The 13,367-nt window shown below is 54.8% G+C and carries 10 protein-coding genes; 6 read left to right on the top strand and 4 right to left on the bottom strand.

From position 1 onward, the window contains the following. Window positions 1-483: 483 nt before the first annotated feature. Window positions 484-984 carry an RNA polymerase sigma factor gene (locus tag EJ361_RS11150; protein WP_126245698.1) on the top strand — a complete coding sequence of 167 codons (501 nt, stop codon included), beginning with the start codon at window positions 484-486 and terminating at the stop codon, window positions 982-984. 333 nt (window positions 985-1,317) lie between these two features. Then, entirely contained in the window at window positions 1,318-1,848 is a 531-nt protein-coding gene (idi, locus tag EJ361_RS11145; RefSeq protein WP_126245697.1) for an isopentenyl-diphosphate Delta-isomerase, read from the top strand. On the opposite strand, the gene EJ361_RS11140 is transcribed toward idi, so the two are convergent. Both EJ361_RS11140 and EJ361_RS11135 read right to left on the bottom strand, forming a co-directional pair. Next, window positions 1,823-2,548 (bottom strand): hypothetical protein, encoded by a 726-nt coding sequence (locus tag EJ361_RS11140; protein ID WP_126245696.1) that lies wholly within the window; start codon window positions 2,546-2,548, stop codon window positions 1,823-1,825. The genes idi and EJ361_RS11140 overlap by 26 nt on opposite strands. 51 nt (window positions 2,549-2,599) lie before the next feature. Next, on the bottom strand, window positions 2,600-3,112 hold the full coding sequence (locus tag EJ361_RS11135) for a YdeI/OmpD-associated family protein (protein ID WP_126245695.1): 513 nt from the start codon (window positions 3,110-3,112) through the stop codon (window positions 2,600-2,602). Between EJ361_RS11135 and EJ361_RS11130 the strand changes: the two genes are divergently transcribed. After that, a complete protein-coding gene (locus EJ361_RS11130; protein ID WP_126245694.1) occupies window positions 3,111-3,311 on the top strand; it encodes a hypothetical protein in 201 nt (66 codons plus the stop codon). The genes EJ361_RS11135 and EJ361_RS11130 overlap by 2 nt on opposite strands. 31 nt (window positions 3,312-3,342) lie before the next feature. Here the strand turns inward: EJ361_RS11130 and EJ361_RS11125 are convergent, their stop codons facing one another. Together EJ361_RS11125 and EJ361_RS11120 are read right to left on the bottom strand one after the other, a co-directional pair. Next, window positions 3,343-5,103, bottom strand: coding sequence for an AraC family transcriptional regulator (locus tag EJ361_RS11125; RefSeq protein ID WP_126245693.1), 1,761 nt, complete (start codon window positions 5,101-5,103; stop codon window positions 3,343-3,345). A 162-nt stretch (window positions 5,104-5,265) separates the two neighbouring features. Next, window positions 5,266-6,846, bottom strand: a complete 1,581-nt coding sequence (locus EJ361_RS11120) for a Na+/H+ antiporter (protein ID WP_126245692.1) — start codon at window positions 6,844-6,846, stop codon at window positions 5,266-5,268. An 871-nt stretch (window positions 6,847-7,717) separates the two neighbouring features. On the opposite strand from EJ361_RS11120, the gene EJ361_RS11115 reads away from it, so the two are divergent. From EJ361_RS11115 to EJ361_RS11105, 3 genes are all read left to right on the top strand, one after another. Then, complete coding sequence (locus tag EJ361_RS11115; protein WP_240646608.1) at window positions 7,718-10,969, top strand: SusC/RagA family TonB-linked outer membrane protein; 3,252 nt, start codon at window positions 7,718-7,720, stop codon at window positions 10,967-10,969. Between the two features lie 17 nt (window positions 10,970-10,986). Continuing rightward, window positions 10,987-12,690: a RagB/SusD family nutrient uptake outer membrane protein gene (locus EJ361_RS11110; RefSeq protein ID WP_126245690.1), complete on the top strand. Its 1,704-nt coding sequence runs from the start codon at window positions 10,987-10,989 to the stop codon at window positions 12,688-12,690. A 76-nt stretch (window positions 12,691-12,766) separates the two neighbouring features. Next, window positions 12,767-13,291, top strand: coding sequence for a DUF3237 domain-containing protein (locus EJ361_RS11105; protein ID WP_164714187.1), 525 nt, complete (start codon window positions 12,767-12,769; stop codon window positions 13,289-13,291). Window positions 13,292-13,367: the final 76 nt, after the last annotated feature.

The raw sequence follows: 13,367 nt of genomic DNA, 5'->3' as shown, positions 1-13,367 counted from the left end.
AAAGTTAGTAACCATTGTTTGAAATGTGATTTTCCCGGCTGTCTCTTTTACAGCGCAGGCAGACAATGGTCGTTCACAGGAAATGGGGGAATCCAACCGATGCCGGTCAGATCCCGGCAAAAATATTAATTTATACATAGTGAAAGTGTTGATGAGGCACAAACGTTCCGGGGCCTAATATTTTTTGCAAAACTACAAACCATCCGCCATACTTATGCGTATATATTAAGGTCGCATGTGGACTTTTTGTGTTATATTCCTATAATTATATATTTGTTTTAAACCTGAGCCTTCTTTAATTAAACAGTTTTCCCCCCGTAGACCATTAAAGTATTGTGAATGTATACTCCCATTTCTTCGCTAACTGCTGATTATTAAATTGTTAATGTAGTGTTTTTTGTTGCTTCAACGAAAAAAAATCGCAGAAATTGTTTGGAGTAACGTCTTATTTTGTTTAAATTAGTCTAACAAAAATTAAACAATATGTCATCCGCTGAATTTAACACCCTATTGCTCAGCAACGCTGACTTCCTAAAGCCCTTCGCCATTACGTTGACCAAGGACGCCGAATCCGCCAAAGATCTTTATCAGGAAACCATGTTCAGAGCGCTTTCAAACCAGGAGAAATACCTGGCAGGCACGAACATCCGCGCGTGGCTCTACACCATCATGCGCAACATTTTCATCAATAATTACCGGCGGAAATCAAAACAACACGTTTGTTTCGACAATTCAACAAACGATTTCCTGCTCAACACACAGCAAGTCATCATCGGGAACCAGGCCGAAAGCGGTCTCAGGATCAAAGACATTCAGACCTCCGTTCACAACCTGCCCGTCATCTTCAAGAAACCCTTCATTTTGTACCTCGACGGATTTAAGTACTTCGAAATCGCCGAAATTCTGGAAGAACCCTTAGGAACCATCAAAAGCCGTATCCACTTCGCCCGTAAAATGTTGAAAGCCCAGGTAGCCCGCTATTAATTGCTGTTTTGTTCGAGTTTCCCTTTTCTACCAATATCCGACTGAGCCCCGGATATAATCCATCTGAACCACGATCCCTTTTATACCTCTGATTTTCGTCGCCCGCTAAAACGGTCCCGGAAAAGCTATGTCCCGGCGTGATCCCCTTCCATACGCCCACCGCCGCTTTCCCGCCCAGACCGCCGCCCAGGCGCAGGAAGTCCATTGCCATACGCGTTCCCCCGCTGCCGGTAGACCGCAGCGGGACATAGCCAACCCGCCATTCAACAAGAATGCTGTCAAAATGCAAGGAACTTGCCCTAACTTGAGGGCCGAACCATTTCCGGCATCAACATGTCTTTACCTCCCGTCATCCTCGTCAACGAAAAAGACGAGCCCGTTGGCACCATGGAAAAACTGGAAGCTCACCAGAAAGGCCTCCTCCATCGCGCATTCTCCGTTTTCGTCATCAACGGCAACGGGAAAATGCTCCTGCAACAACGCGCGGCGGATAAATATCACTCCGGCGGCCTATGGACCAACACCTGCTGCAGCCACCAACTTCCCGGAGAAGACACGCCCGCGGCCGCACACCGCCGCCTCGCCGAAGAAATGGGGTTCGATTGCCCCCTCGAAGAAATTTTCAGCTTCTCCTATCGCGCCGAATTCGATAACGGCCTCACCGAAAACGAGTTCGACCACGTACTGCTCGGCACCTACAACGGCCCCGTTCAGCCAAACGCCGCCGAAGTGCAGGCGCACAAATTCCTTTCGCTGGACGAAATCCGCGAAGATCTTATCGCCCATCCCGGCATTTACACCCACTGGTTCCATATCGCTTTCCCGAAAATCGCGGCCTTCATCGAGGCAAGGGGTAACGGCTGAGCCCCAGCCTGAAACTGTCTGCCGCCTGGCGGATGTACCGGATGAAATCGTAATCGGATGCCTCCAACGCAAATTTGTAGGCGGGCGGGAAACGGTTGATGAAGAAAATCAGGCTGTCGCCCCTGAGCCCCGTATACCGGGCCACCAGCGAATCGCTGAAACGCTCGCTGGTAAACTGCGCCTGCTCGTATTCGATCAGCCTTCGCCGGAACGTGGCTTTCGACCGGTTATTGGAGAAGGATAATGCTTTATATAATTTATGGATATTGATGCCGATACCCGTGGGCGTGATCAAGACCACTTCCCGGAACTTCGGCCGCCGGAAATTGAAGCCCGCACGGAAATTTTCCCGGTCTTCCAGCGAATCCAGCCGTCGCTTCCGCTGCCGGATCTCCACGCCCGCCAATTGCTCGATCTTCGGATACAGGTAAATGTGCAACGCGCCGGTGCGCACGGTCACCGACGAGGGTAAATGCCCCAACGCCTGTATCAGCAATGTGTCTCCGGGAAGCGCGGGAATAACGAAGCGGCCCGCCAGGCAGGAAAGTATCGTGACATGATTGCGGATATTGGTGACGGCCGAGCCCGGCAGCGGCAGCGAATCGTGCGCATACACCGTGCCCTGCGCCTGTTGCGCGGAGGCAAGGCCTGTGGGGAGCAGCAGGATACCGGTACACCAAAGGAGATAGAAGGGCTTCATTACCGTAAGATATCCCACCCGATTCTAAGGAAAAGTTAAAAACGAAAGCGGTCAAGCCCCACGGTCGGCCTTCAGCGAACGGATCATTTCCCCGTAGTTCATACGGCGCTCCAAAGCGTTGAGCGATGCGGCGATGCGCCTCGCCCGGGTCTCCTCCGTTTTGGCATCGTCTATCCATTTCGAGAAGTATCGGCGGTGGCTCGGGGCCAGCGATCCGAAGAATTCCTGCGCAGCAGGCAGGTCGGCCAGGCAGTCGGCGAAATCGGCGTTCATCGCGTAAGCCTGTGTGTCTTCTTCAAGGCTCACCTGCACGGAAGCACCCTGTTTCTTCCCGATCGCCTTGCGCATACCGGCGTTCACAGGGAGGATGAAATTTCCGTCGCCGGAGGGTAATATGGCCGTCTGGGCGATGGCGTGTTGATCGATGAGCCCTTTCACCCGGTAAGTTTGCTTCATGCCCGGTTTTAGCTTCTCGGCGATGGTTGCCGGAATTTCCAGGTACGTCCAGCCGGTTTTATCTCCGGCTTTGGCAAATTTTTTCAGGATGGCGGTAAATCGGGTCATGCCCCAAATTACGTCAATTTCATCGGTAACCATATCGTTGCCGGCGGTAATTGCCCGCAGTGTCTGGCTGGTGGCGGATTTGGACGTGCCCGCCTTTCACCCGTTTGTCGAACTTCCGGTATTCCAAGATGCTGGAATCTTTTTTCGTGAAGACGATCTGGCCGGTGGAAAAAGCATAGGTGGGATAGATTTATATTAACAGATGACCTGTTAATTAAAATCCAAAATCGCTATTGCATATGGGCGAGATGGCAGGGATCGCTCCCGAAGTGCCGGATATAGGCGCTGCGCAGTGCCGCCGGCGTTTCGAAACCGCAGCGGATGGCGGTGATGAGCATCGATTTGCCGTTGCGGTGCAAAAGGTGGAAGGCGTGGTACATGATAAGCATGTGATGGTAGTCGTTCGGGGAGATGCCGAATTCCTGCAGGAAGCCGTTCTGGAATTTATACCGGCTGAGGTGGAACCGTTCGGTGAGCATCTGCACGTCGGTCAATATGCCTACGTCTTGCCGGGCCTGCGTGAAAATATCGTGCAGGGCCGCTTTGTCGGCCGGGGTGAGGCGTACGTGCCTTTTGATGGCGGCCATCCTGTTTTGCATGGCGGCGGCCAGCAGCAGATCGATGCAGATGCGGCGGAGGAAGCATTGCGCCACATCGCCGATGTAGTTGCAATGCAATACCTGGGTCAGCAGCATGTTCACCAGCTCATTGGCGCGGAGGTTCACTGCAGGCTGTGCGCCATGGAGCCAGGCGGCGGCTTTGCCGGCCAGGGTGGCCAGTTGTGGCCAGGTGGCGGCGAGGCGGACGAGGTCTTCCGGCCGGATGTCTGCCCTGAATGCGCAGTAATACACGTCGGCGGAAAGACGGTGGAATTTTTCGCCGGGGTCTTCTTCCTGGTACATTCCGCATCCGAAGAAAGCCGTTTTTTCCGCGTGTTCACAAGGCATTACCCTTTGCAGTACCTGGATGGAGCAGCAAGGCTCCTTGGGTTCTTCGGGGCTCAGGTGCAGCGGTTCGTGGGTGATGATGTCGTGAATCCGGATGGTGAACGGCGCCACGCGGATCACCTGGCTGAGGCGGTCGTGGGCGCTGTCGCGGAAAAAGTGCTTCAGCGCGCAGGGGATTTGCAGCGGCCAGTAATCCTGCGGGACGTGGCGAAGGTCTTCCGTTGCCACGGCGGCCGACAGTACCGGCAACGTAATGGCGCCGGGCGGCGGTGGCGCAGGGATGACCGTTTTGCGGTGTGGCCGTGTTTCGTGGAGAAAGTAACGGTATATATTCCGCATGTTGAGCCGGAAGTGGGGCGCCCGGTAATGGCGCGCTTCCAGGAGGTACATCATGCTGTAGCGCTCGTGTCGGAAGAAAAGGTCTTTGAGCCGGAGGTATTCGGTGAGCGAGTACCGCGGCGCGGGGCGGATATCGCAGACTGCCTGCCAGGTTTTGAGGAACGATGGCACTTTCCCTGCGTCGGTGAATCCGGGTGGGAACACGGCGGGCAGGGGGTGGAACAGGAGGTCGTGCAGCAGGATGGCGATATATTGTTTAACGGGCTTGTGCTTGCGGCGGTCCTTCCGAGAGCGGGGCCGGCGTATCCAGCTCCAGAATTTCAGGCATTGGAGGGTGTTGAGCCAGGCGGTGTGGTAATGTTCCCGGTATTGGAGGGCCATGGTTTCCAGCCAGCGCTGTTCCATATCTGGCAATGTGCCGGGAGGGATGAAGGAGCGGAAACTCCCTGCGCCCTGGCCCAAAGTGGTGAGGAGCGAGCTTCCTTCCGGGGTGATGCGCATCCATCCACCCGTTTCCTGCAGGAGATAATGCCTTTCCAGTTGCGTGAGGGTTGCCAGCGCGGGTTCCGGGGGAAGGGCGCTCCCCGTCAGGGCTTCTTCGCGCGTGCACATGCCGCTCCGTTCCATCCAGGACAGCATCCGGACGTGATCCTTCGACAGCACGCCGGAATAACGGCCTGCCAGTGAGCTACCGGAGGCTTTCATAACGCTGGGTTTGCGGGTGGAAGAACAGGCACATACTTCTCGATTGACGGGGGCGGCAGGTGAAAAATTTCGGTTGATACATATTATAGATGCACCCCGGGCACGATGGGGGTAAGGTGACCAGGGCTTTTTTACTGACAGGATTTGCACATACCAGTTTGCCTATTCAGCTCCCTCCTCCGCCGATTTCAACCGGAGCTTTTCCGCTTCCAGGTCCAACAACCCCAGGTACTTCCGGATCACCCCGTCGTCTGTACTATACGACGCCGCATTGATCTCCAGCAAATAATTCCGCTGCACCCCCAGCAGCTCGAACGCCACTTTGCGGTACACCTCATGATCGCCGTCGGCCACATTCCCCCGCGCCAATTCTTCCGCCACGTACCGCGCCCGCAAATGCTGCAACGGGATGTTGCCGGCCAACTCGTTTGCGTAATGTTCGTCGAGATACCTGATGCCGAGGGCCGCCAGTTTTTCGCGGACGATATGGTCTTGCTCTTCGACAGGTTTGGGATGGTCCGCATCTTCCATGTCCAGTTTCTTCACCAGCCAGGGCAGCGACAGCCCCTGCACCACGAGCGTCAGCAGTATAACGGTGAACGTGATGAACAGGATGAGGTTGCGCTGCGGGAAAGAGAACGGGAGCGAAAGCGCCGCCGCCAGCGATACCACGCCGCGCATGCCCGCCCATCCGAAGATCAGCGGGCCTTTCCAGCCGGGGCTGGGATCGGCCGTGGTGATGAAACGGCTGATGAAAACTGTGAACACGGAAGCGAAATACGTACAGGCCAGCCGTGTGAGGATGAGCACCACCGTGATGAGCACGCCGTAACCGATGGCGCTGCCCAGCGAAACGGGCCCCAGGTCGCGGATGACGACGGGCATCTCCAGCCCGATGAGCAAAAACACGAGGCCGTTGAGCACGAACGCGACGGTACTCCAGACAGATGAGCCCCGCAACCGGCTGCCGGCCGACAGGAATTCGTGGCTGCGGTAAGAAAGGAATAATCCCCCGCTCACCACGGCCAGTACGCCGGAGAAATGGAACATTTCCGCGGTGAGGTACATCACGTACGGCGCGGTGAGCGTGAGCACGATGTCCATATTCGCGGAAGTGGGGAGTTTGCGGTGCAGGAAATAATAGACGACGGCCACGGCGATCCCGATGGCGATGCCCATGAAGATCACGGTGACGAAACTGATGGCGGCTTCCCGGAAAATGAAACGGCCGGAGTCTACCGCCACGAGCGCAAAGCGGAAGACGATGAGGCTGGATGCATCGTTCAGCAGGCTTTCCCCTTCGATGATGGCCGATAGCCGTTTGGGCACTTTCACGTATTTGAGTACCGAAGTGGCGCTGACGGCGTCTGGCGGCGATACGATCCCTCCCAGCAGGAAACCCAGCGCCATGGTGAATCCCGGGATGAAGGAGCTGCTCACCCAGGCCACGATGAACGAGGTAACGATCACCATGATGAATGCGAACGAGCCGATGACGCGGCGCCAGCGCCAGAGGTCCTTCCACGAAGTGTACCAAGCCGCTTCATATAACAAGGGAGGGAGGAAGATGACGAAGATGTACTGCGGATTGATGGCCACGGCCGGGATGCCGGGAATGGCGCAGAGCGAAAGGCCGCCCAGCAGCAGGATGATGGGATAGGCGACGCGGATTTTCTGCGACAGCATAACGATCAGCTGGATGAAAATTACCAGCAGGATGAAGAGGAAAAACTGATGCTCCATATCGTAATATAGGTTTTGCGGCCTGAAATTTTTTCTGGCCGGGCGATGTTGCGGCCGGATCCCATGAACACGCCGGTGCCGCCGTATTGCATGGTACGGGTTTTATTATTGAAACAGGGAGGAGTCAAGGAGGTTTGCGGAAGGAGGGAATTTTTTTTGAAATGGGATGGTACTAAACGGGAAGCGGCGCGTCACCAGATAAGTTGAGCCACATCCGGAACCGGGATAGCGTAGCACAGGCAGCAATGTTGGTGCGGCTTCCGGAAGAATCGTCTGCCGATCGTCAATTAAAAGCTATGTTTATAAAATCGGGCAGAAGATTTTATCGCAGTGCTTGGATTTATATAAAAGATCATGTACTTTTAGTAAATACTAATATTATTTGAACGAAAAAAATTCCACCGTTACTGGCAACGCATGAACTACATGCATTAACCCTCCGCCATTCTATTATCCAGCAACGTCCCTGGGATGTCCATTTTTTATCAGGTTAGATCGAATATGTCCATTCACTAAAAAACATTTTATGGGAACCGGCTCAAAAGAGAAAACCAAAAATCAAGATCGATATAGTTGAACCACGTCAGTTCAATCCAAGCTTAATAGTCCATTCTTAAAACCGACGGCAGGCCCGTATCTGCAGACGTATGCCTGTTTGTGACCGGTGTAGACGGTTGTGCCGTGTACGCGGCATTTTATTCACTTTTAAAATCCATGTTATGACAGATAATTAGGCCTTCACATAAAACCGGCAATATGGGAGTATTGCCGGCAGGCAAAGCCGGGAGAAGCTTTGCCGAGATACAGTTCAAAAAACTTCGCTGAACTATAACGCATCAAAAATATGAAAAAAAAGAGGAATATTGCTTTTTTGACAAAAGCGATAAGCGGAACCTTTTTCCTTACCGCCGCACTATCCGGTCCCCTTTCCGTTCACGCTTCCATAGCCACCGGCCTGTACTTTCAACAGGTACAAACCGTTAAAGGCAAAGTAATCAGTGAACAAGACAAGCAGCCTGTTCCCGGCGCCGCCGTGCAAATCAAGGGCACGAGCAAAGGCACCGTTACGAACGAAAATGGTGAATTCACCATTCAGGCCAATACCGGAGACATTCTCATGATTTCCAGCATTGGCTTCACTGCCCAGGAAATAGCCGTTGCGGCGGGCAAATCCTACGACATTACACTCGCATTTTCCAATACTTCGCTCGATGAAGTTGTGGTAACAGGTTATTCCGCGCAACGCGTGAAAGACCTGACAGGTGCGGTGGCCGTAGTCAACGTAAACCAGATGAAACAGCAGCCCGTGGCCAGCCCCGTGGAATCGCTCCAGGGTAAAGCCACCGGTGTTCAGATCATCAGCGACGGCGCCCCCGGTGCCACGCCCCAGATCCGTATCCGCGGTTTCAGCACTATCAACAACAACGATCCACTGTTCGTCATCGACGGTGTGCCGTATGAAGGCAAACTTTCATGGCTCGATCAGAACGACATTGAAACCATGCAGGTACTGAAAGATGCATCTTCTGCATCCATCTACGGTGCCCGCGCCAACAACGGCGTTGTCATCATCACCACCCGCCAGGGCGTGAAAGGGCCGCCGAAGATCAATCTCAGCTCTTATTTCGGTACGCAGGTGCCCAACAAGAACGCCTTCCCCAAAATGATGAACCCGCAGCAATACGCGGAGTACGTCTACGAAGCATTCCGGAACTCCGGCCAAACCCCGGGCCAGGAAGGCACCACGGGTAACAACTACGGTACCGGCGCCACGCCGACGCTACCCGAGTACCTCGTGGCCGGTAAAGTGACGGGGCAGAAAGTGACCGCTGCCGATGCAGACCCTTCCCGTTATAATTACAGCCGCGCCAGCGAAACCTTTTACCAGATCACCAAGGCGAACAAACAAGGTACCAACTGGTTCGACGAAATCTCGCAAACCGCGCCCATCCGCAACGTTCAGCTGGGCGTAAACGGCGGTGGAGATAACGCTACCTACGCCATCGGCGCGGGTTACCTGGGCCAGAAAGGCACCATCCGCCACACCGGCTATAACCGCTACAACGGTCGCGCCAACACCCGGTTCTCCGCGTTCAACAACCATTTCCGCTTCGGCGAAAATATGCAGTACAGCTACGAAGAATTTGTGGGCGTAGGTGTGAACCCCAACGTTTCCGGCGACTACCAGGGCGAAGGCAGTGCCCTCGGCTTTGCGTACCGCATCCCGGTGATCATCCCCGTATATGATATTATGGGCAACTTCGCCGGCAGCCGCGGCGATAAGCTCGGCAACGCCCAGAACCCGCTGGCGCTGCTTTATCGTGCTAAAGACAACGTCCAGAAAAGAAACTTCTTCTTCGGGAACGTATTCGGTGAAGTGGACCTCGTGAAAGGGCTCGTGGCCAAAACCTCTTTCGGGTTGCGCTACGAAAACTACAGCGGCATTTCGCTCACATACCCGAACCTCGAATTCTCCGAAGGCAGCGCGGCCAACGGTATGTCGGAAAACCAGGGCTTCAACACCGAATGGACCTGGACCAATACCCTGACCTACAAATGGGAAGTGGCCAACGTGCATTCATTGACGGTGCTCGCCGGTACGGAAGCGTTCCGCTCCCGCAACCGCTTCCTGTCTGCCGGTCGTAACGATTACTTCCTGCTCGGGCTGACGGATTATTATTACCTCCCGGCCGGTGCGTCCAACATCAACAACACGTCTAGCGGCGGTGTGGGCTCGCTGTTCTCCATCTTCGGCCGTGCGGATTATTCCTACCGCGACCGTTACCTCCTGAGCCTCACGGTTCGCCGCGACGGATCTTCCAACTTCAGCAAGAACAGCCGGTACGGTACCTTCCCTGCAGGAAGCGTGGCCTGGCGCCTTTCCGAAGAGGATTTCCTCAAAGGCAACAATTTCATCACCGATCTGAAACTGCGTGCGGGCTATGGAATTACCGGTAACCAGCGTATCCCTGCGTTCCAGTACATCGACCGTTACGAGAGCCTTATCGCCAACGCCTTCTATCCCTTCAACGGGAAGTCGGTTACCGGGGGCGTTTGGCAGAAAGCATATAAAAACGAGAACGTGAAATGGGAGGAGCTCAAATCCTTCAACATCGGTCTCGACTTTACGTTGCTCAATGGCGAATTCGACGGCGCCATCGACTGGTATAGCCGTAAAACCACCGACATGCTGTACCCGGTCCCCCTGCCGTCGGCATCCATCGGTATGGGCGCGGCGCCTTTCGTGAATATCGGCGACATGAAGAATACCGGTATCGAACTGGGCCTGGGTTATCATTACGGCCAGCGTGAAAATAAACCCTTCAAGCTCGACGTCAACGTGAACATTTCCCGTAACGTGAACCAGGTAGTAGCGCTGGCGCCTTCCGTGAAAGAGCAGGTGTACGGCACTTTCCGTAGCCTTCAAACCACGATCCTCCGTCCGGGCGAGCCCTTCGGTTCCTTCTACGGTTACAAATGGGATGGTGTTTATACCAGCGCAGACGATCTCGCGAAAAGCCCCAAATACAGCGGCGCGCGCGTAGGCGGCCCCAAATACGTCGATGTTACCGGCGACGGGCAGATCACGCCGGCCGACCGTACCATCATCGGCAACCCGCACCCCGACTTCCTGTATAGCTTCGGCATCAACGCCAAGTACAAAAGCTGGGACCTGGCCATGTTCTTCAACGGTTCGCAGGGCAACGACCTGTATGAAGCCACCCGTTACTTTACGGACTTCAGTACGTTCGACGGTACCGCCAGCGTGCGTATGCTCGACCGCTGGTCTCCCACCAACCCGAACTCCAGGATCCATACGCCGAACCGCAAAGCGTCTGACTACGAGCTGGCGTCTTCCGGATATTATGTGCAGGACGGTAGTTACTTCCGCATGAAGAACCTCCAGATCGGCTACAACTTTAAAGTAGACAACTGGTTCAAGGGCAACATGCGTACGCTGCGTGCATACGTAGGCGCATCCAACCTGTTTACGCTCACAAAGTACACTGGTCTCGATCCTGAAGTGAGCCAGACCAACTCCACTTTCTCGGCTTTGGGCGTGGATTTCGGCGTGTACCCCGTGTCTCGCCAGTTTTTAATCGGTTTTAGTGCAGGTTTCTAATTTAAAAGTATTTGAACATGAAAAGGATTCATAGCATCATATTAGTGGCATGCGCTACAGTACTGGGCTCCTGCGGCGCAGACTTCCTGGAAAGGAACCCCCAGGGAGAACTGAGCCAGGACCAGATCAAATCCGCCCGGGGTGTGGAAGGTATGCTGACAGGCGCATACGGCCTGGTAAACGGCAACGTTTCCGGTACCTGGGGCAACTATTCCTCCGCGCCCAGCCAATGGCTGTTCGGGGAAGTAGGCGCCGATAACGCCCACAAAGGCAGTAATAACGGCGACCAGCCCAACATGAACCAGGTAGAGCTGCACTATGTGTCGCCCACCAACGATAATACCGAGATCATGTGGAACCGGTACTACGAAGGCATCGCCCGTTGTAACAACACACTGCGGTTGCTGAAACTGGTACAGGCCGGTTCTGCCGACAAGCTCTCCGATACGAGGGCCAGGGAAGTAGAGGCCGAAGCCCGCTTCCTCCGTGCGCACTATTACTTTTTCCTCCGCAGGACTTTCTCCAAACTTCCCTATGTGGATGAAACGATGTCGCCCGAAGACGCGTTGAAAGTGACCAACGAAGGAGAAGTGTATCCGAAGATCGAGGCCGACTTCAAATTCGCGATGGACAATCTCCCGGTTACCATGTCTGATCCCGGCCGCGCCAACAAGACCGCTGCGCAGGCATACCTGGGGAAAGTGTACCTCTATCAGAAAAAATACGACGAAGCGTTGCCGCTGTTCACGACCGTTATCGCCGCAAGGCCCGACATTACGACGATCCCCTTCGACGATAACTTCAACGTAACGAAAGAAAACGGCCCTGAAAGCATCTTCGCCGCACAGCACGCCATCAACCCCGATGGTAGCGGCGATAACGCCAACGTCGGCGATATGCTCGGCGGTTTCTATGGTACCGCGCCGGTTTCCTGCTGCGGATTCTTCCAGCCTACTTTCGACCTGGTGAATTCATTCCGCGTAACCCCCCTCGGCCTTCCCATGCTCGATGGCAGCTATCGTACCAATCCGTATCTGTCCGATTTCGGGCTGACGGGTAACGCCAAGGATAACTACCAGGTGAATAAATCCCTCGCATTCGATCCCCGCCTCGATTATACCGTTGGCCGCCGCGGCGTTCCTTACCGCGACTGGGGTATCATGCCGGGCGACGCCTGGATCCGGGACCCGGCGTACGCTGGGCCGTTCGTTGCCGTGAAACACATGGTAGACGCATCCTCCCGCGGGACGGAAACGGTTGCCGGCGCCAACTACGTAACGAGCCTGAACGTGAACATTATCCGTTTGGCAGACGTGTATCTGATGGCAGCGGAAATCTATGTCGAGAAGAACAACCTGGCGGCGGCGCTTGCGCTCGTGAACAAGGTGCGCGCCCGGGCCGCCAACCTGCCGGGGAGAACGGTGGGCGGTACGCCTGCAGCGGCTTACAACGTGAAACCTTACCTGGTGTTTACGTCGCAAGACATGGCGCGCAACGCGGTGCGCTTCGAGCGCAGGCTGGAACTGGCGCTGGAAGGCCATCGCTTCTATGATCTCGTGCGCTGGGGGATCGCCAAGCAAACGATCGAAAGTTACTCGGGCTTCGAAGGGAATATCCTCTCTGCCTTCGAGAACATTACTTTCGACGCGAAAGACGAAACGTTCCCCATTCCGCAACAGCAGATCGACCGGAGCCAGGGAGCGCTCAAGCAGACGCACTAATGCCTATATTTGTCATAACTCTCACGGCGCCCGTTGCAGACGGGCGCCGTTTTTCATGATTATAAATTTATCATGTATGCACAGATTTATTATCACGCTTTTCATCCTATCCACCTGCATCCGGCAGCAATTATTTTCACAGGAACTGAAATCTGAGTTTATTTTCGACATGGAGCTCGAATTGTCGGCCCCGCAAATGGTGGGCAAGGTATTGCCCGGCACCCGCGTCATCTATCCCGCCACCGGCGGAACGGTCAAGGGGAAGATCAATGGAAAGGTGTTGCCCGGCGGCGCGGATTGGGGGATCGTTGCAGACTCCCTCACTTTTAAAATGGACGTCCGCGCCACGGTCCAGACAGACGACGGGGCGCTGATTTATATAACCTATCAGGGATACCTGTTTGCGGATGCGAAAACGAATGCCGTTATCGGCGCCGGGAAAGGGCATACGCTTTCGCCGGAGGATTATTATTTCCGGTCGAACCCCGTTTTCGAGACCAGTTCCCCGAAATACGCCTGGCTGAATCATACGGTTGCGATCGGGGTGGGGCGGTTGTCGGGTGTGGGGAAAGTTGCATACAGGATTTATGCGATCAGGTAGGGAATGGTGATGGAATGATGTAGTATCAGTACATAAAATAGGGCTGACCGTTTGCATGCGGTCAGCCCTATTTGCA

Origin of the sequence: Chitinophaga rhizosphaerae, assembly GCF_003958645.1 — a bacterium.
Lineage (GTDB): Bacteria > Bacteroidota > Bacteroidia > Chitinophagales > Chitinophagaceae > Chitinophaga > Chitinophaga rhizosphaerae.
The sequence above is the reverse complement of the archived record's forward strand: the minus strand, read 5'-3'. Positions and strand labels throughout refer to the sequence as shown.

Excerpts from the sequence above, each read along its gene's own strand:
- EJ361_RS11150 (WP_126245698.1), top strand. The coding sequence starts at position 484 with ATGTCATCCGCTGAATTTAACACCCTATTGCTCAGCAACGCTGACTTC.
- idi (WP_126245697.1), top strand. The coding sequence starts at position 1,318 with ATGTCTTTACCTCCCGTCATCCTCGTCAACGAAAAAGACGAGCCCGTT.
- EJ361_RS11140 (WP_126245696.1), bottom strand. The coding sequence starts at position 2,548 with ATGAAGCCCTTCTATCTCCTTTGGTGTACCGGTATCCTGCTGCTCCCC.
- EJ361_RS11130 (WP_126245694.1), top strand. The coding sequence starts at position 3,111 with ATGCCCCAAATTACGTCAATTTCATCGGTAACCATATCGTTGCCGGCG.
- EJ361_RS11135 (WP_126245695.1), bottom strand. The coding sequence starts at position 3,112 with ATGACCCGATTTACCGCCATCCTGAAAAAATTTGCCAAAGCCGGAGAT.
- EJ361_RS11125 (WP_126245693.1), bottom strand. The coding sequence starts at position 5,103 with ATGAAAGCCTCCGGTAGCTCACTGGCAGGCCGTTATTCCGGCGTGCTG.
- EJ361_RS11120 (WP_126245692.1), bottom strand. The coding sequence starts at position 6,846 with ATGGAGCATCAGTTTTTCCTCTTCATCCTGCTGGTAATTTTCATCCAG.
- EJ361_RS11110 (WP_126245690.1), top strand. The coding sequence starts at position 10,987 with ATGAAAAGGATTCATAGCATCATATTAGTGGCATGCGCTACAGTACTG.
- EJ361_RS11105 (WP_164714187.1), top strand. The coding sequence starts at position 12,767 with ATGCACAGATTTATTATCACGCTTTTCATCCTATCCACCTGCATCCGG.